The organism is Lysobacter sp. 2RAF19 (genome assembly GCF_052115395.1).
Lineage (GTDB): Bacteria > Pseudomonadota > Gammaproteobacteria > Xanthomonadales > Xanthomonadaceae > Noviluteimonas.
This window is the reverse complement of sequence record NZ_JBFRGO010000001.1, coordinates 586,293-603,694: the sequence shown is the minus strand read 5'-3', so window position 1 is coordinate 603,694 and position 17,402 is coordinate 586,293. Positions and strand designations below refer to the sequence as shown.

General features: G+C 66.2%; 16 protein-coding genes and 1 tRNA gene. 14 read left to right on the top strand and 3 right to left on the bottom strand.

Translation table 11 applies throughout. From position 1 onward, the window contains the following. Window positions 1-3: 3 nt before the first annotated feature. The 4 genes from nuoL (at window position 4) to AB4059_RS02965 (ending at window position 5,289) form a co-directional block, all read left to right on the top strand. Window positions 4-2,142, top strand: a complete 2,139-nt coding sequence (gene nuoL / locus AB4059_RS02980; RefSeq protein ID WP_498976470.1) for an NADH-quinone oxidoreductase subunit L — start codon at window positions 4-6, stop codon at window positions 2,140-2,142. Window positions 2,143-2,179: 37 nt separating this feature from the next. Next, window positions 2,180-3,691 (top strand): NADH-quinone oxidoreductase subunit M, encoded by a 1,512-nt coding sequence (locus AB4059_RS02975; RefSeq protein ID WP_498976468.1) that lies wholly within the window; start codon window positions 2,180-2,182, stop codon window positions 3,689-3,691. Window positions 3,692-3,704: 13 nt separating this feature from the next. Beyond that, window positions 3,705-5,144 carry an NADH-quinone oxidoreductase subunit NuoN gene (gene nuoN, locus AB4059_RS02970; RefSeq protein ID WP_498976466.1) on the top strand — a complete coding sequence of 480 codons (1,440 nt, stop codon included), beginning with the start codon at window positions 3,705-3,707 and terminating at the stop codon, window positions 5,142-5,144. 68 nt (window positions 5,145-5,212) lie between these two features. Further along, window positions 5,213-5,289: transfer RNA gene (locus AB4059_RS02965), tRNA-Met, on the top strand. Between the two features lie 47 nt (window positions 5,290-5,336). On the opposite strand, the gene AB4059_RS02960 is transcribed toward AB4059_RS02965, so the two are convergent. After that, window positions 5,337-5,588, bottom strand: a complete 252-nt coding sequence (locus tag AB4059_RS02960) for a hypothetical protein (protein WP_498976464.1) — start codon at window positions 5,586-5,588, stop codon at window positions 5,337-5,339. Window positions 5,589-5,784: 196 nt separating this feature from the next. Here AB4059_RS02960 and AB4059_RS02955 point away from each other — a divergent pair, with 196 nt between their 5' ends. The 10 genes from AB4059_RS02955 (at window position 5,785) to pnp (ending at window position 16,241) form a co-directional block, all read left to right on the top strand. Then, the gene (locus AB4059_RS02955) at window positions 5,785-6,096 is read left to right on the top strand and encodes a type II toxin-antitoxin system RelE/ParE family toxin (protein WP_498976462.1); all 312 of its coding nucleotides are present in this window, start codon (window positions 5,785-5,787) and stop codon (window positions 6,094-6,096) included. Then, the gene (locus AB4059_RS02950) at window positions 6,093-6,542 is read left to right on the top strand and encodes an addiction module antidote protein (RefSeq protein ID WP_498976460.1); all 450 of its coding nucleotides are present in this window, start codon (window positions 6,093-6,095) and stop codon (window positions 6,540-6,542) included. Before AB4059_RS02955 ends, AB4059_RS02950 begins: the two co-directional genes overlap by 4 nt. A gap of 105 nt (window positions 6,543-6,647) precedes the next feature. Beyond that, window positions 6,648-7,055: a hypothetical protein gene (locus tag AB4059_RS02945; protein WP_498976458.1), complete on the top strand. Its 408-nt coding sequence runs from the start codon at window positions 6,648-6,650 to the stop codon at window positions 7,053-7,055. A 358-nt stretch (window positions 7,056-7,413) separates the two neighbouring features. Beyond that, window positions 7,414-7,950 (top strand): ribosome maturation factor RimP, encoded by a 537-nt coding sequence (gene rimP, locus AB4059_RS02940; RefSeq protein WP_498976455.1) that lies wholly within the window; start codon window positions 7,414-7,416, stop codon window positions 7,948-7,950. A 68-nt stretch (window positions 7,951-8,018) separates the two neighbouring features. Continuing rightward, complete coding sequence (gene nusA, locus AB4059_RS02935) at window positions 8,019-9,506, top strand: transcription termination factor NusA (protein WP_498976453.1); 1,488 nt, start codon at window positions 8,019-8,021, stop codon at window positions 9,504-9,506. 87 nt (window positions 9,507-9,593) lie between these two features. Then, window positions 9,594-12,230, top strand: a complete 2,637-nt coding sequence (gene infB, locus AB4059_RS02930) for a translation initiation factor IF-2 (protein WP_498976451.1) — start codon at window positions 9,594-9,596, stop codon at window positions 12,228-12,230. Window positions 12,231-12,248: 18 nt separating this feature from the next. Beyond that, window positions 12,249-12,611 (top strand): 30S ribosome-binding factor RbfA, encoded by a 363-nt coding sequence (gene rbfA / locus AB4059_RS02925; protein ID WP_498976449.1) that lies wholly within the window; start codon window positions 12,249-12,251, stop codon window positions 12,609-12,611. A gap of 5 nt (window positions 12,612-12,616) precedes the next feature. Continuing rightward, window positions 12,617-13,603, top strand: coding sequence for a tRNA pseudouridine(55) synthase TruB (gene truB, locus AB4059_RS02920; protein ID WP_498976447.1), 987 nt, complete (start codon window positions 12,617-12,619; stop codon window positions 13,601-13,603). 144 nt (window positions 13,604-13,747) lie between these two features. Beyond that, on the top strand, window positions 13,748-14,008 hold the full coding sequence (rpsO, locus tag AB4059_RS02915; protein ID WP_232897984.1) for a 30S ribosomal protein S15: 261 nt from the start codon (window positions 13,748-13,750) through the stop codon (window positions 14,006-14,008). 124 nt (window positions 14,009-14,132) lie between these two features. Next, window positions 14,133-16,241, top strand: coding sequence for a polyribonucleotide nucleotidyltransferase (gene pnp, locus AB4059_RS02910; RefSeq protein ID WP_498976445.1), 2,109 nt, complete (start codon window positions 14,133-14,135; stop codon window positions 16,239-16,241). A gap of 70 nt (window positions 16,242-16,311) precedes the next feature. Here pnp and AB4059_RS02905 read toward each other — a convergent pair whose 3' ends face one another. Together AB4059_RS02905 and AB4059_RS02900 are read right to left on the bottom strand one after the other, a co-directional pair. Then, window positions 16,312-16,719, bottom strand: coding sequence for a VOC family protein (locus AB4059_RS02905; RefSeq protein ID WP_498976443.1), 408 nt, complete (start codon window positions 16,717-16,719; stop codon window positions 16,312-16,314). Beyond that, window positions 16,716-17,204, bottom strand: a complete 489-nt coding sequence (locus AB4059_RS02900) for a helix-turn-helix transcriptional regulator (RefSeq protein WP_498976441.1) — start codon at window positions 17,202-17,204, stop codon at window positions 16,716-16,718. The genes AB4059_RS02905 and AB4059_RS02900 overlap by 4 nt, the downstream gene beginning before the upstream one ends. Window positions 17,205-17,402 lie beyond the last annotated feature (198 nt).

Here is a 17,402-nt window from a genome sequence, read left to right as displayed (position 1 = left end):
CCGATGCCGCCCGTTGAATTCTCCCTCTCCAAGTCGATGCTCGTCGCGGTCGTCCTCGCGCCGCTGATCGGCGCGATCCTCGCCGGCCTGTTCGGCCGCCGCATCGGCCGTGCCGGCTCTCACACCGTGACCATCGCGGGCGTGGCGATCAGCTGCGCGCTGTCGATGTACGTGCTGTGGCAACTGGTGTGGCAGGGCGCCGCGCCGTTCAACCAGAACCTCTACACCTGGTTCGAGATCGGCGGCTACAACGCGCACGTCGGCTTCATGGTCGACAAGCTCACCGCGATGATGATGGTCGTGGTCACCTTCGTCTCGCTGCTCGTGCACGTCTACACGATCGGCTACATGTCCGAAGACCCGGGCTACCAGCGCTTCTTCAGCTACATCTCGTTGTTCACCTTCTCGATGCTCATGCTGGTGATGAGCAACAACTTCCTGCAGCTGTTCTTCGGCTGGGAAGCGGTGGGCCTTGTGTCGTACCTGCTGATCGGCTTCTGGTTCAAGCGCCCGTCGGCGATCTTCGCCAACCTCAAGGCCTTCCTGGTCAACCGCGTCGGCGACTTCGGCTTCCTGCTGGGCATCGCGGGCGTGTTGTACTGGTTCGGCACGCTGGATTACGCCACGGTGTTCGCCAACGCCGCCTCGACCATCGGCGCCGGCGAAGTCTTCGAATTCCTGCCCGGCCATGCCTGGTCGGTCGCGACCGTCATCTGCGTGTGCCTGTTCATCGGCGCGATGGGCAAGTCGGCGCAGGTACCGCTGCACGTGTGGCTGCCCGATTCGATGGAAGGCCCGACGCCGATCTCCGCGCTGATCCACGCGGCGACCATGGTGACCGCGGGCATCTTCATGGTGGCGCGCATGTCGCCGCTGTTTGAGCTCTCGCCCGCGGCGCTGGGCTTCGTGTTGTTCATCGGCGCGACGACCGCGTTCTGGACCGGCCTGATCGGCATGGTGCAGAACGACATCAAGCGCGTGGTGGCCTATTCCACGCTGTCGCAGCTGGGCTACATGACCGTCGCGCTCGGCGTGTCGGCGTACTCGGCGGGCGTCTACCACCTGATGACGCACGCGTTCTTCAAGGCGTTGCTGTTCCTCGGTGCCGGCTCGGTGATCATCGGCATGCACCACGAGCAGGACATGCGCCGGATGGGCGGCCTGAAGAAGTACATGCCCATCACGTACTGGACGATGGTGATCGGCACGCTGGCCCTGGTCGGCACGCCGTTCTTCAGCGGCTTCTATTCGAAGGACACCATCATCGAAGCGGCGGCCGAGCATGCGCACGAAGCGCACAACTGGGTCGCGACGTATGCCTACTGGGCCGTGTTGCTCGGTGCCTTCGTCACTTCGTTCTACAGCTTCCGCCTGCTGTACCTGACCTTCCACGGCAAGGAGCGCTTCCACGATCCGGTGCCGGACCACTACATCGCGCCCGAAGCGGATTCGAGCGAGCACGAAGATGCGATTTCGCACGCGCACGACGCGCACGATGCGCACGACGACGCGCACGGACACGACGACCACGCGCACACGCCGCACGAATCGCCGTGGGTGGTGACGCTGCCGCTGATCCTGCTGGCGATCCCGTCGATCCTCATCGGTTACTTCACCGCCGGCCCGATGTTGTTCGGCACCGACTGGCTCGGGCACGAAAAGATCGCGCCGTATTTCACCGGTGCCATCGAAGTGCTGCAGGAGCACGACGTGCTGGGCAAGCTGGCCGAGGAATGGCACGGCCCGCTGGCCTTCGCGCTGCACGGGTTCATGGCGCCGGCGTTCTGGCTCGCCTTCGGCGGCTTCCTGCTGGCGACGTTCCTCTATCTGTTCCGTCCGGAGTTGCCGGCCAAGATCGCGCACGCGCTGCGCTGGCCGGTCCGCGTGCTGGAGCGCAAGTACTTCATGGACGACCTGTGGATCGACGGCTTCGCCGGCGGCGGTCTCGCACTCGGCCAGGCTTCGCGCGCGGTCGACGCGAAACTGATCGACGGCGTCGCGGTGAACGGCAGCGCCCGCGTGGTCGGGCTGGTGTCGGGCATCGTGCGCCAGGTCCAGTCCGGTTACCTGTACCACTACGCCTTCGCGATGATCGTCGGTTTGATCGTGCTGCTGGCTGTGATCCAGAAGCTCTGGGTCTGACGACCCCGGGCCCACCAATTTTCATGGAATCGAACACGTGGCGAACGCGCCCCTGCTGAGTCTGTTGATCTGGCTGCCGATCCTCGGCGGCGCGCTCGCGCTGATGCTCGGGCAGCAACGCGCGCAAGCCGCGCGCTGGCTTGCGCTGGGTACGGCCCTGCTGTGCCTGGGGTTGTCGATCCCGCTGTTCAGCGGGTTCGACATGGCCAACGCGAGCATGCAGTTCGTCGAACAGCATGCGTGGATCCCGGCCTACGACATCCGTTATGCGCTCGGCGCAGACGGCATCTCGGTCGCACTGATCGGGCTGACGACGCTGACCACCGTGCTGGTGCTCATCGGCGCGTGGGGTTCGGTCGACGATCGCGTGAACCAGTACGTCTCGGCGTTCCTGATCCTGGAAGGCCTGATGATCGGCGTGTTCGCCGCGCTCGACGGCATGCTGTTCTACGTCTTCTTCGAGGCGATGCTCATCCCGATGTTCATCATCATCGGCGTGTGGGGCGGCCCGCGGCGCGTGTACGCGTCGATCAAGTTCTTCCTGTACACCTTCCTCGGGTCGGTGTTCATGCTGGTCGGCATCATCTACCTGTACCTCAAGGGCGGTAGCTGGCAGCTGGCGGACATGGCGGCGCTGCCGCTGACGATGCGCGAGCAGACCTGGTTGTTCTTCGCCTTCCTGGCCGCGTTCTCGGTGAAGGTGCCGATGTTCCCGGTGCATACCTGGTTGCCCGATGCGCACGTGGAAGCGCCGACCGGCGGCTCGGTGATCCTGGCCGCGATCATGCTGAAGATCGGCGGATACGGGTTCCTCCGTTTCACGCTGCCGATCGTGCCCGATGCGGGCCACGAGTTCGCGTGGGTGGTGATCGCGCTGTCGCTGATCGCGATCATCTACATCGGCCTGGTCGCGCTGGTGCAGGACGACATGAAGAAGCTGATCGCCTATTCGTCGATCTCGCACATGGGCTTCGTCACGCTGGGCACGTTCATCGCGTTTTCGCTGGTGCGCGACACCGGCAACCTCGACGCCGCGCGCCTGGGCCTGCAGGGCGGCATGGTGCAGATGATTTCGCACGGCTTCATTTCCGGCGCGATGTTCTCCTGCGTCGGCGTGCTCTACGACCGCATGCACACGCGCATGATCCGCGACTACGGCGGCGTGGCGAACACGATGCCGTGGTTCGCGATGTTCATGGTGCTGTTCGGCATGGCCAATTCGGGCTTGCCGGGCACCTCGGGCTTCATCGGCGAGTTCATGGTGATCCTCGCCAGCTTCCAGCAGCATCCGCTGCTCGCCTTCGGTGCGGCGACCACGCTGATCACCGGCGCGGCGTACACGTTGTGGCTGGTCAAGCGCGTGATCTTCGGCGAAGTGGCCAATGCGCACGTCGCCGAGCTGGAGGACATCAACATGCGCGAATGGATCGTACTCGGCACCTTCGCGATCGGCGTGCTGCTGCTCGGCGTGTATCCCAAGCCGCTGACCGACCTGATGGAGCCCTCCATCGCCCAGCTCGCGAGCCAGCTCGCGGCCAGCAAGCTTTGATCAGAGAGCCAGCATGACCCCGAATATGCCCACCGCCGCCGAACTGCTGCCGCTGCTGCCCGAACTGGTGCTGGTCGGCGCTGCCTTCGCGCTGCTGATGCTCGACCTGTTCCTCAACGAGCGCCAGCGCTGGATCACGCACGTGGCGAGCATCGCCGTGCTGGCCATCGTCGCCGGCATGATCGGCTTCGGCACGGGCGGGCAGGGCACGGTGCTCAACGGGATGTTCATCCGCGACATCGCGGCGGACGTCATGAAGTTCTTCACCTGCATCGTCGCGGCCCTGTCGCTGGTGTACATCTGGCCCTTCCTGCGCGAGCGCGGCCTGTACAAGGGTGAGGTGCCGATCCTGGTGCTGTTCGCCACCGCCGGCATGATGCTGATGGTGTCGGCGGGCAGCCTGGTGATGGTGTACCTGGGCCTGGAAATGCTGGCGCTGTGCCAGTACGCGCTGGTCGCGATCGATCGCGACAGCCCGCTCGCCTCCGAAGCGGCGATGAAGTATTTCGTCCTGGGTTCGCTGGCCTCGGGCATGCTGCTGTACGGCATGTCGCTGATGTACGGCGCGACCGGCACCCTCGACCTGATCGGCATCCGCGACGCGATGGGTTCGGCATCGCCCGGCCTGCTGCTGACGGGCATGGTGTTCATCGTTGCGGGCATCGCCTTCAAATTCGGTGCCGCGCCGTTCCACATGTGGCTGCCGGACGTCTACCACGGTGCGCCGACGCCCATCACCTTGTTCATCGGTTCGGCGCCGAAGATCGCCGCGTTCGGCATGGCCTACCGCCTGCTCGAACTCGGAGCCGGCCCGCTCGATGCGCAATGGCGCCTGCTGATCGCGGGGCTCGCGGTCGCCTCGCTGGCGATCGGCAACCTCATCGCGCTGGCGCAGAGCAACCTCAAGCGCATGCTCGCGTATTCGACGATTTCGCACGTCGGCTTCCTGTTCCTCGGCCTGGCCGGCGGCGGCCCGCAGGGCTTCGCTTCGGCGATGTTCTATGCGATCACCTACGCGATCATGTCGGCCGCCGCGTTCGGCGCGATCGTCGTGCTCTCGCGCAAGGGCTTCGAAGCCGACGAGATCGACGACTTCAAGGGCCTCAACGCGCGCAACCCGTGGATGGCCGGCCTGGTGCTCTGCGTGATGGCCTCGCTCGCGGGCATCCCGCCGTTCCTCGGCTTCTGGTCGAAGCTCGCCGTGCTGCGCGCCGCGTTGCAGGGCGGCATGTTGTGGCTGGCGATCGTGGGCATCGTGTTCGCCGTGATCGGCGCGTTCTACTACATCCGCGTGATCAAGGTGATGTACTTCGACGCACCGGTGGGCGAGGGCGTGCGCGAGCGCGAAGACCGCCCGCTCCGCGTGGTCTTCGGCGCCAACGCGCTCCTGCTGCTCGTGCTGGGCCTGTTCTGGAATCCGCTGATGGCGTGGTGCCTGGCGGCGTTCCGCTGAACCGAAGGAATCAATCGACAATCGCGGGTTGCATTCCCCGCATGGCTTCACCATAATGCGCGGCCTGATGCGGGGTGGAGCAGTCTGGCAGCTCGTCGGGCTCATAACCCGAAGGTCGCAGGTTCAAATCCTGCCCCCGCTACCAAACAACAACGGCGATCCGGAAACGGGTCGCCGTTTTTGTTTTTCGCATCAGTGCACGCCCGAGGCGATCCGCGTTGCGTCGAGCAACATGCGCGCCTGCTTGCACGCGCGATGGCTGCGCTGGTCCCACCAGCCCTTGCGAATGGCAGGCATCGATTCGTCCACCGATTCGGTTTCGTCGAGCACCCAGGCTTCGGCGATCAGCGGCCATGCGTCGCGCCACGCGTAATCGGGCAGGGCACGCGCGGCGCGCCTGCCGGTTTCGACGGCATGTGCGTATTTGGGTTCCATGCGGCCCATGCGCGAATTCAAGCGCGCACGCGGAATGGAGAGCGTGAAGAAACGACAGCAGCCGTGCGAGAAGCGTCTTTCAAGCAGTTTCCGAACCAGTTCCCGATCCGCGAATCGCGTGTCTTGCACGATGCGTGCACGACGCGTCGCCATGGAATGCGGTGTCTCCGATGGTTGACGAGATGTACTCCACGGGATACAGTGCATGCACGAGATCCGCACCACGACGGTGTTCGACGATTGGCTCGACGGTCTATCCGGCGACCGCGCATTGACCAAGGTGCTCGCGCGCATCGCGAACATGTCGGAAGGCAACTTCGGCGATTGCAAACCGGTGGGTGGCGGCGTCGTCGAATCGAGGGTCCACAGCGGGCCGGGATATCGGCTCTATTTCACGCAACAGGGCAGCACGGTCACCGTGTTGCTGATCGGCGGAGACAAATCGTCGCAGTCGCGCGACATCCTGCGTGCGCAGGCGATGGCCGCCGTGATCCACGGAACAAGGAGGATGCAATGACCAGCAACAGCCAAACGCTTCGCACCGCGCGTTTCGATGTCGGCCGCTACCTCGCAGGCGACGACGTCATGGCCAACTACCTCACCGATTGCTTCGAAGAAGGCGGCACCGCGCTCTTCCTCAAGGCGATCGGCGAAGTCGCCCGCGCACGCGGCATGAGCGAACTCGCCACGCGCACGGGGCTGACGCGCGCGAGCCTCTACAAGGCGCTCGCCGAAGATGGGAACCCCGCGTTCGACACGCTCGCGCGCGTGCTCGACACGCTCGGCTTCCGCCTGCAAATCGTCGCCAACGCGCCCGCGTCGTCGGGCGCTCGGGACAAGCGATCGGAGGCGGGGCGCGCGCGAGTCATGGAAGCGCCCGTGGCGTACGACACCCGCGCAACTGCAAGAACTGCGGCGACCAAGGCGAAGAAGGCGCGCAAAGCCGCTGCGAAAAAGCGCTGACGGCGGCGCGGCGCGGCCAGCGCCCGAAGCGCCCGCGTCCATGCCCGCATCCTGTTGCCCTTCGGGACGATGCACTTGGCGCATCGCACTCGATACATCTGCGGCATGCAAATCGATGCCGCCACTTCCGCTCTCTCCAACAGCGCCCGGCATGCCGGCGCCCGTCCCTTCGGTTTCCACGCGCCGCCCTGGGCGGAGTACGTTGGATGCGATTTCGACGGCATGGTCTGGGCCTTCCAGCACTGCCCGGTGGCCGACCCCCATACGCGCTCCTGGACCAGCGGTGCGATCACCGGCCGTTACGCCTTGCTGGGCTCGTGCCGGCAGGAAGTTCCGAACTGGCAGGAGGTGGTCCTTCGCCGCCACGGCGGGCTCTGGCGTTCGCTGCGCGCCGAGCTGGAGGAGGAGCGCGACGCGGATTTCCACAGCGCGACCTCGGGAACCCTCTGGGCCATCGCCTTGCTCTCGCTGCTGGTGATGGCGCTGATCGCCGTCGAATCGACCTTCTTCTGACTTTCCCGGGCGCCGGCTGAACCGGTGCGGCCGGCGGCCCGCGCGCCACGGCCGCTTGCGCTTGCCACCCCCGGCGTTCGGGCCTACACTGTGCGGCGTTCCAGGCGGCAGACCTCGTCTTCCGCAACCAGCGTCTCCGCTGGCGATCAAGGGCTCCTCGGAGCCTTTTTTCTTTCAGGGAGACCGCCGGGCTACTCGCTGGCTGCCCCGCATCGCGGGCGCGCCGCGCCGACATCCCAGTGGGGCCTGCATCCTTGCACGCTCCCGCTGCTGACAAGGGGCCCGACGGGCCCCTTGTTGTTTTCCGGCCCCGGCCGGACCCAGGGCAATTGGATTGCCGCGAGGATGGCCGCACTTTATGACCGACAAGGCGAACGAAATCTCGGCGCTGCTCGCCCCGACCGTAGCGTCGTTGGGCCTGGAGCTGCTGGGCGCCGAATACCTGCCTTCGCCGGGCGGGGCGGTGCTGCGCCTGTACATCGACGTGCCGCAGGCCGAGTCGGCCGAACGCAACGTGGGCATCGAGGAATGCGAAGCGGTGAGCCGCGAGGTGTCGGCGCAGCTGGATGTCGAGGACCCGATCAGCGGCAACTACACGCTGGAAGTGTCCTCGCCCGGCATCGACCGCCCGCTGTTCGCGCTCTCGCATTTCGCGCGCTTCGCCGGGCAGTCGGCGAAGGTCGGTTTGAAGCTTCCGCAGGAGGGCCGCCGTCGCCTGCAGGGCCGCATCGACAAGGTCGAAGGCGAGTCGATCGTCTTCGACGTCGACGGCCAGCCTGTCGAAGTGGCCTTCGACAACATCGACAAGGCCAAGCTCGTGCCCGACTGGGAAGCGCTGGGCATGGCGCCGAAGAAGCCCGGCAAGAAACAAGCGAACAAAGCGAACAGGAAGTAACGCGCATTGCGCGGGCTTCGATGAAAACGCTCCACAATTTCAACATTGACGCATAGAGACACACCAACATGTCGAAAGAACTCCTGCTTGTCGTCGACGCCGTCGCCAACGAAAAGGGCGTGCCGGAATCGGTGATCTTCGAGGCCATCGAGGCCGCGCTCGCGTCCGCCGCGAAAAAGCGCTACCACGACCAGGACGTGCTCGTGCGCGTGCAGATCGACCCGAAGGACGGCAACTACGAAACCTACCGCCGCTGGGAAGTGGTGGCCGACGACGTGGTCATGGAATCGCCCGATCGCCAGGTCCGCCTGATGGATGCGGTCGACGAAAGCGAAGGCGCCGAAGTCGGCGACTACATCGAAGAACAGATCGAAAATCCGGACTTCGGCCGCATCGCCGCGCAGGCCGCCAAGCAGGTCATCGTGCAGCGCGTGCGCGAAGCCGAGCGTGCGCAGGTCGTCGATGCGTGGAAGGATCGCGTGGGCGAGCTGGTCACCGGCATCGTCAAGCGCGCCGAGCGCGGCAACATCTTCGTCGACCTCGGCGGCAACGCCGAAGCCTTCATCCCGAAGGACAAGGGCATCCCGCGCGACGTGCTGCGCGCCGGCGACCGCGTCCGCGGCTACCTCTACGACGTGCGCAGCGAACCCCGCGGCCCGCAGCTGTTCATCAGCCGCGCCGCGCCGGAATTCATGATCGAGCTGTTCAAGCTCGAAGTGCCGGAAGTCGGCCAGGGCCTGGTCGAGATCAAGGCCTGCGCCCGCGACCCGGGCGATCGCGCCAAGATCGCCGTGCTCGCGCACGACCACCGCACCGATCCGATCGGCGCGTGCATCGGCATGCGCGGTTCGCGCGTGCAGGCCGTGTCCAACGAGCTCAACGGCGAGCGCGTGGACATCATCCTGTGGAGCGACAACAGCGCGCAGTTCGTCATCAACGCGATGGCGCCGGCCGAAGTGCAGTCGATCATCGTCGATGAAGAAAAGCATTCGATGGACCTGGCGGTGGCCGAAGACCGCCTCGCGCAGGCCATCGGCAAGGGCGGCCAGAACGTGCGCCTGGCCAGTCGCCTGACCGGCTGGCAGCTCAACGTGATGACGGCCGACCAGGTGCAGGCCAAGAGCGAAGCCGAGCAGACCAACGCGCGCCAGCTGTTCATGGACAAGCTGGAAGTCGACGAAGAGATCGCCGGCATCCTCGTGTCCGAAGGCTTCACCACGGTCGAGGAAATCGCGTACGTGCCGGTCGGCGAACTGCTGGCGGTCGAGGGCTTCGACGAGGACATCGTCGAGGAACTGCGTGCCCGTGCCCGCGATGCGCTGCTCAACGAAGCGCTCGCGGTCGAAGAGGAACTCGACGAACACCAGCCGGCGGAGGACCTGCTCACGCTGGCGGGCATGGACGAAGCCACGGCCTACGTGCTGGCCGCGCGCGGCATCCGCACGCGCGAGGACCTGGCCGAGATGGCGGTCGACGAGATCACCGACATCGAGGACATGGACGCCGAGCGCGCGGCCGCCCTGATCATGGAAGCGCGCAAGCACTGGTTCGAATGACGGCGCCGGGCCCTTGCGGGCCCACGCGCTAGAATCGCCCCCTTTCCAGCCCGGGGCTTGATTTCCCGGGCCACCAACGGACACCGAATGTCGCAGCAAACCACCATCCGCAAGCTGGCCGAACTGGTGAACACACCGGTCGAGAAACTGCTGGAGCAGCTGTCCGAGGCGGGCATGAGCTTCAACGGTCCCGACCAGGTCGTCACCAGCACCGAGAAGATGAAGCTCCTCGGTTTCCTCCGGCGCACGCACGGCAAGGGCGAGGCCCCTGCCGAGGAAGGCGACGCGTCGAAGAAGATCACGCTCAACCGCCGCAAGGTGCAGGAAGTGACGGTCGCCTCCGGCCGCACCAAGAGCACCGTGGCCGTCGAGGTCCGGCAGAAGCGCACCTACGCGCGGCCGGCAGACGGCGCCCCGGCGGTCGACAGCTCGCCCGCCGCGCAGGCCGCGATCGCCCAGGCCGATCCCGAGCGCGCCGAGATCCTGCGCAAGCTCGAGGAATCGCGCCAGCGCAACCTCAGCGAACAGCAGCGCCTCGCCGAGACCGACGCCAAGCGCAAGGCCGACCAGGATGAACGCCGCCGCCTCGAAGAGGAAGCCGCCGAGCGCGAACGCCAGGCTGCCGCCGCAGCCGCTGCCGCTGCCGCGGAAGCCGTCGTGGCCGAAGAATCGGCCAAGCCGAAGGCCGGCCACCATGGCAGCCACCATCCCAAGCCTGCCGCTCCGCGCGTCGACGACAAGGCCGCCGCGCACAAGGGCAAGGGCAACGCCGCTCCGAATCGCGGCTCGCACGCGATGGTCACGTCGATCGAAGACGACGACAACGCCGCGCGCTTCGCCGGCCAGCTGCACCTGAGCGCGCAGGAACGTGCGCGCCGCGGTGCCTCGCGTGGCCGTCCGAAGCAGCGCCGCTCGCTCGACCAGTCGCGCACCGGCACCGGCTTCACCCGTCCGACTGCGCCGATCGTGCGCGAAATCGCCATCGGCGACGCCATCACCGTGGGCGACCTCGCCCAGAAGCTCGCGCTCAAGGGCGGCGAGGTGGTGAAGCAGCTGTTCAAGATGGGCGTCATGGCGACGATCACGCAGACCATCGACCACGACACCGCGGTGCTGGTGACCGAAGAACTCGGCCACAAGGCCGTGCACGTGGATGCCGGCGACGTCGAAGACGTGTTGCTCGCGCACACCGAAGACCAGCAGGGCCTGCGTGAAGCGCGCCCGCCGGTGGTCACCATCATGGGTCACGTCGACCACGGCAAGACCTCGCTGCTCGACTACATCCGCCGCACGAAAGTGGCCGCGGGCGAAGCCGGCGGCATCACGCAGCACATCGGCGCCTACCACGTGCAAACCGCGCGCGGCACGATCAGCTTCCTCGACACCCCGGGCCACGCGGCGTTCACGCAGATGCGTGCGCGCGGCGCGAAGATCACCGACATCGTGGTCCTCGTGGTCGCGGCCGACGACGGCGTCATGCCGCAGACGATCGAAGCGGTGCAACACGCGAAGGCCGCGAACGTCCCGTTGATCGTCGCGGTCAACAAGGTCGACAAGCCCGGCGCCGATCCGCTGCGCATCAAGAACGACCTGCTCGCGCAGGGCATCGTGGCTGAAGAGTTCGGTGGCGATACGCAGATGGTCGAGCTCTCCGCCAAGACCGGCCAGGGCGTCGACGACCTGCTTGATGCGATTTCGCTGCAGGCCGAAGTGCTCCAGCTCACGGCCGTTCGCGAAGGCCGCGCCAGCGGCACGGTGATCGAATCCTCGCTCGACAAGGGCCGCGGCCCGGTCGCGACGGTGCTCGTGCAGCAGGGCACGCTCCGCAAGGGCGACTACCTGGTGTGCGGCATCCAGTACGGCCGCGTGCGCGCGCTGTTCGACGAAACGGGCAAGCAGGTGCCGGAAGCGGCGCCGTCGATCCCGGTGCAGGTGCTCGGCCTGTCGGGCGTGCCCGATGCCGGCGACGACTTCACCGTGGTCGAAGACGAACGCCTGGCCAAGGACGTCGCGCAGCAGCGCGACGCCAAGCGCCGCGAAACGCGCCTCGTCAGCCAGGCGGGCAACCGCATGGAAGACATCATGGCGCAGATGGGCGAGGGCGCTGCGCAGCAGACGCTCAACCTGCTGGTCAAGGCCGACGTCCAGGGTTCGGTGCAGGCCCTGCGCGAAGCGCTCACCGGCCTGTCCAACGCGCAGATCCGCATCAACGTGATCGGCGGCGGCGTGGGCGGCATCACCGAGTCCGACGCCACGCTGGCGGCGACCTCCAAGGCGACGGTCATCGGCTTCAACGTCCGTGCCGATGCCTCGGCGCGCAAGGTGATCGAATCCAACGGCGTCGACCTGCGTTACTTCTCGATCATCTACGACGTCATCGACCAGGTGAAGCAGATCGCCTCGGGCGTGCTCGGCAAGGAGATCCGCGAAGAGATCATCGGCATCGCGCAGGTGCGCGATGTGTTCCGCAGCTCCAAGTTCGGCGCGGTGGCCGGCTGCATGGTCATCGAGGGCGTGGTCAAGCGCTCCAAGCCGATCCGCGTGTTGCGCGACAACACCGTGGTCTTCGAAGGCGAACTGGAATCGCTGCGCCGCTTCAAGGAAAACGTCGACGAAGTGCGCAACGGCACCGAGTGCGGCATCGGCGTCAAGGCTTACAACGACGTCAAGGCCGGCGACCAGATCGAATGCTTCGAACGCATCGAGGTGCAGCGCACGCTGTAAGGCGTGCCTGCAGTCGCCATGGCGCAGAAAAGCTTCCATCGCACCGATCGCGTCGCTGCCCAGCTCCGTCGCGAGCTGGGCACGCTGGTCCACCACGCCGTGCGCGAGCACGGCCTGGGCTCGACCAGCGTCTCCGACGTGGAGGTCACGCGCGACATGGCGCACGCGAAAGTGTTCGTCACCGTCCTGCAGCCTGAAAAGGCGAAGGAAACGGTGAAGGCGCTGAAGGCGATCGCCCCGGAAATCCGGTACCAGCTGGGCCGCGCGATGAAGTTGCGCCACGTGCCCGAGTTGCATTTCCATTACGACGATTCGGTCGACAAGGGCGAGCGCATCGACCAGCTCCTGCGCGACGCCCCAACCACGGGCGACGAGGCCTGAGCCGCTTGAAGTCGCCGCCGGGTCCGAAGAAATCGTTTCGGAAGCTCGACGGAATCCTGTTGCTCGACAAGCCCCGGGGCCTGAGTTCCAACCAGGCCCTGCAGCGCGTGCGGCACCTGTTCAACGCCGACAAGGCCGGCCACACCGGCAGCCTGGATCCACTCGCCACCGGCTTGCTGCCGGTGTGCTTCGGCGAAGCGACCAAGATCGCCGGCGGCCTGCTGGGCGCGCGCAAGGCCTACGAGACCGTCGCGCACCTGGGCATCACCACCGATACCGACGACGCCGAAGGCCAGGCCCTGCGCGAGCGGCCGGTCCCCGACCTCACGATTGCGCAGCTCGACGCCGCGCTTCGCACGCTCACCGGCGCGCAGATGCAGCGCCCGCCGATCTATTCGGCGCTCAAGCGCGGCGGCGAGCCGCTCTACGCGCGGGCGCGCCGTGGCGAAGTGGTGGAAGTCGAGCCGCGCCCGGTCGACGTCCACGCCTTCGACCTGATTTCCTCCGCCGACCTGCTGCACGGCCAACTGCCGCTGCTGCGCCTGCACGTGGAATGCGGCTCGGGCACCTACGTGCGCAGCCTCGTGCGCGACCTGGGCGAAGCCCTCGGTTGCGGCGCCCACGTCGCGGAGCTGCGTCGCCTGTGGGTCGATCCCTTCCGCGACCCGCGCATGTGGACGCTCGAAGCCCTGCAGGAGCTCGCCGAGCGCGGCCAACGCATGCTCGATGCCTGCCTGCTGCCGATCGAAACCGGAATGGCCGCATGGCCGGGCCTGCGCGTCACGGACGCACAGGCCCATCGGCTCGCGCGTGGCCAGGCCGTCGAGGGCTTCCGTGCGATGCCCGGCAGCGTCGCGGTGTACGACGAGTCCGGACGGGCGCTGGGCCTGGGCGAACTCGATGGGGACGGGCGGCTGCGTCCGCAGCGCCTGTTCACATGGGCCGCGGCCCTCGGCCAACCCGCGGCGGGCGCGCCTAAACCCTTGTCCTGAAAGGCCCGCGAGGCTTACAATCCCGCGGCTATTCGATCCACCCGCAACACCACCATCGTCCCCACAACAGGCGGGCACGCGGTGCGCTCCGGTCGCGACATTCCGGGCGTTCCTGCAAGCCTCGCATCCAGGAGTTAGCAAGCAATGTCCATCGATTCCGCGAAAGTCATCAGCGAACACAAGCGCGGCGACAACGACACCGGTTCGCCGGAAGTCCAGGTCGCCCTGCTCACGGCCCGCATCGAGCAGCTCACGGGCCACTTCAAGACCCACAAGCAGGATCACCACAGCCGTCGTGGCCTGCTGATGATGGTCAATCGTCGTCGCAGCCTCCTCGACTACCTCAAGCGCAAGGACAACGAGCGCTACAAGGCCCTGATCGAGAAGCTCGGCCTGCGCCGATAAGCGATACCACAACCGCGGCGCAGCGATGCGCCGCGGTTTTGTTTTTGGCGCCGCCATGGCGCCAGCCGCAACCGGCAAGGGTCGGTTGAGGTCCATCCGCTAGCAACATCCAAGGAATACACCCGTGGCGAAAATCACCAAGACCTTCCAGTACGGCAAGCACGAGGTCACCCTCGAAACCGGCGAGATCGCGCGCCAGGCCTCCGGCGCCGTCGTCGTCAAGATCGATGGCACCGTACTGCTGGTCACCGCCGTCGCCGCCAAGTCGGCGCGCGAGGGGCAGGACTTCTTCCCGCTCACCGTCGACTACCAGGAAAAGTTCTACGCCGGCGGCCGCATCCCCGGTGGCTTCTTCAAGCGCGAAGGCCGCCAGACGGAGAAGGAAACGCTGATCTCGCGTCTCATCGACCGCCCGATCCGCCCGCTGTTCCCCGAGGAATACAAGAACGAAGTCCAGATCATCGCGACGGTGATGTCGCTGAATCCGGAAGTCGACGGCGACATCGCCGCGCTCATCGGCGCCTCGGCCGCGCTGTCGCTGGGCGGCACGCCGTTCCAGGGCCCGATCGGCGCCGCCAAGGTCGGTTACAAGAACGGCCAGTACATCCTCAATCCCTCGACGAGCGAGCTCGTCGATTCCGAACTCGAACTCGTCGTCGCCGGCACGTCCAACGCCGTGCTGATGGTGGAGTCCGAAGCGAAGGAACTCTCTGAAGACGTGATGCTCGGCGCGGTGATGTTCGGCCATCGCGAAATGCAGAAGGTCATCAACGCGATCAACGAGCTCACCGTCGAAGCCGGCACCAAGGCCTCGACGTGGACCGCGCCGGCCAAGAACGCCGCGCTGATCTCCGCGATCCAGGAAGCGTGCGGCACGCAGCTCTCGCAGGCCTACCAGATCCGCCACAAGGGCGAGCGCAAGGACGCGATCTCCGCGATCAAGAAGGACACGTGGACCGCGCTGACGGGCCGCGCCGAAGCCGAAGGCTGGCAGCAGGGCGATTTCGCGAAGGAATTCGGCGAACTCGAATACAACACCATGCGCAACTCGGTGCTGTCCTCGAAGGTCCGCATCGACGGCCGCGCGCTCGACACCGTCCGCCCGATCAACTCGCAGGTCGGCATCCTGCCGCGCACGCACGGCTCCTCGCTGTTCACCCGCGGCGAGACGCAGGCGATCGTGGTCGCCACGCTCGGCACCGCGCGCGACGGCCAGATCATCGATGCCGTCGCCGGCGAGTACAAGGAACACTTCCTGTTCCATTACAACTTCCCGCCTTACTCGGTCGGTGAAGCCGGCCGCATGATGGGCCCGAAGCGTCGCGAAATCGGCCACGGCCGCCTCGCCAAGCGCGGCGTGCTCGCCGTGATGCCGTCGATGGAAGAGTTCCCGTACACCATCCGCATCGTGTCGGAAATCACCGAATCCAACGGTTCCTCGTCGATGGCCTCGGTGTGCGGTTCCTCGCTCGCGCTGATGGACGCCGGCGTGCCGGTGAAGGCGCCGGTCGCGGGTATCGCGATGGGCCTGGTGAAGGAAGGCGAGCAGTACGTCGTCCTGTCCGACATCCTCGGTGACGAAGACCACCTCGGCGACATGGACTTCAAGGTCGCCGGTACGCAGAACGGTATTTCGGCGCTGCAGATGGACATCAAGATCCAGGGCATCACCGAAGAGATCATGAAGGTCGCGCTGGCGCAGGCGAAGGCCGGCCGCCTGCACATCCTCGGCGAGATGGCCAACGCCATCACCACGCCGCGCGGTGAGCTCTCGGAGTTCGCGCCGCGCCTGCTGACGATGAAGATCCATCCGGACAAGATCCGCGAAGTCATCGGCAAGGGCGGTTCGACGATCCAGGCGATCACGAAGGAAACCGGCACGCAGATCGACATCCAGGACGACGGCACGATCGTCATCGCATCGGTCAACGCCGCCGCCGCGCAGGCCGCCAAGTCGCGCATCGAGCAGATCACCTCCGACGTCGAGCCCGGTCGCATCTACGAGGGCAAGGTCGTCAAGCTGATGGACTTCGGTGCGTTCGTGACGATCCTGCCGGGCAAGGACGGCCTGGTCCATGTGTCGCAGATTTCCAACGAGCGCGTCGAGAAGGTCAGCGACAAGCTCAAGGAAGGCGACGTGGTGAAGGTCAAGGTCCTCGAAGTCGACAAGCAGGGCCGCATCCGCCTGTCGATGAAGGCCGTCGAAGAAGGCGAGGGCGTCACGGCCGAGTAATCGCCGCGCGCATCGCTGGAAAAGAAAACGGGCCCTTCGGGGCCCGTTTTCGTTGGTGCGTGGGCAGGCTTCACCCGCGGGCTTCGATCATCTTCCAGCCGTTGCCCGAGGGATCGCGAAAGCCCGCGTCGACGGCACCGTATTGTTCCGTGGGTTCCTGCGTGAATTCCACGCCCTTGTCGCGCATGCGCGCATGGGCCTTGCGGCAGTCGTCGACGACCAGCACCAGCGGCGGCATCGCGCCCTTCGCGACGATCTCGCGCACGCTTTGCGCCGTGGCTTCATCGAGCACCGGCGCCTGCGGTGCGAACAAGCCCAACTGGAACGACGGTTGCTCCGGATGCTGCACCGTCAGCCACCGATAATCGCCGTTGCGCGCATCGGTGTGCACGCGAAATCCGAGCTTGTCGACATAGAACTGCAGCGCTTCTTCCTGGTCGCGCACGTAAAGCCCAACGACTCCGACACCCTGGTTCATGTGACCTCCTTGGTAGGTGCGGCGATCCTACGGCCCGCCTCGCGGCGGCGCTTCTCCGAAACTGCGATCGTGAGCCCCGGCCGCTGCGCGGCCTTCAGATGACATACCGGCACCGCCTCCGGCGCATGCGACGCAGCCCGCTCCCGTAACCGCAGCGCCCCCGGGCTTTCCCCGGTGATGTCGCGGAACGTGCGCCCAAACGTCCCCAAGCTGCTCCACCCGGTCTGGAAGGCGATGTCGGTGATCGACAACTCCGTCTCGCGCAGCAACGCCGTTGCGCGCTCGATCCGTCGCGTCAGCAAATACCGATGCGGCGGGACCCCGAACGCTTCCTTGAACGACCGCGCGAAATGCGCCTCCGAAACCGCGCTGACCTGCGACAGCCGCTCCACCGGCCATTCCTCGTGCGAAGACGCGTCCATGCGGTCCTTCGCGCGCAACAGGCGGCGGAGCAGGTCGGGATCTTGGGGCGGGCGCAGCGGCATGGCTTCGGAGTTTATCGACAACGATCGGGACAGTGCGAAGCGCGCTTCGCACCGGCAAAACGAATGCCCGGGCGAATCCCCCAATCGAGAGCCAACGTTCGAAAGGTGATGCCCCAGCGTGAGTAGTTTCAAATTTTTTTCCCAAAAAAATTTGGAACTACTCACGTTCGGGCGACGCGCCAAGTGGTTTCGAGCAAG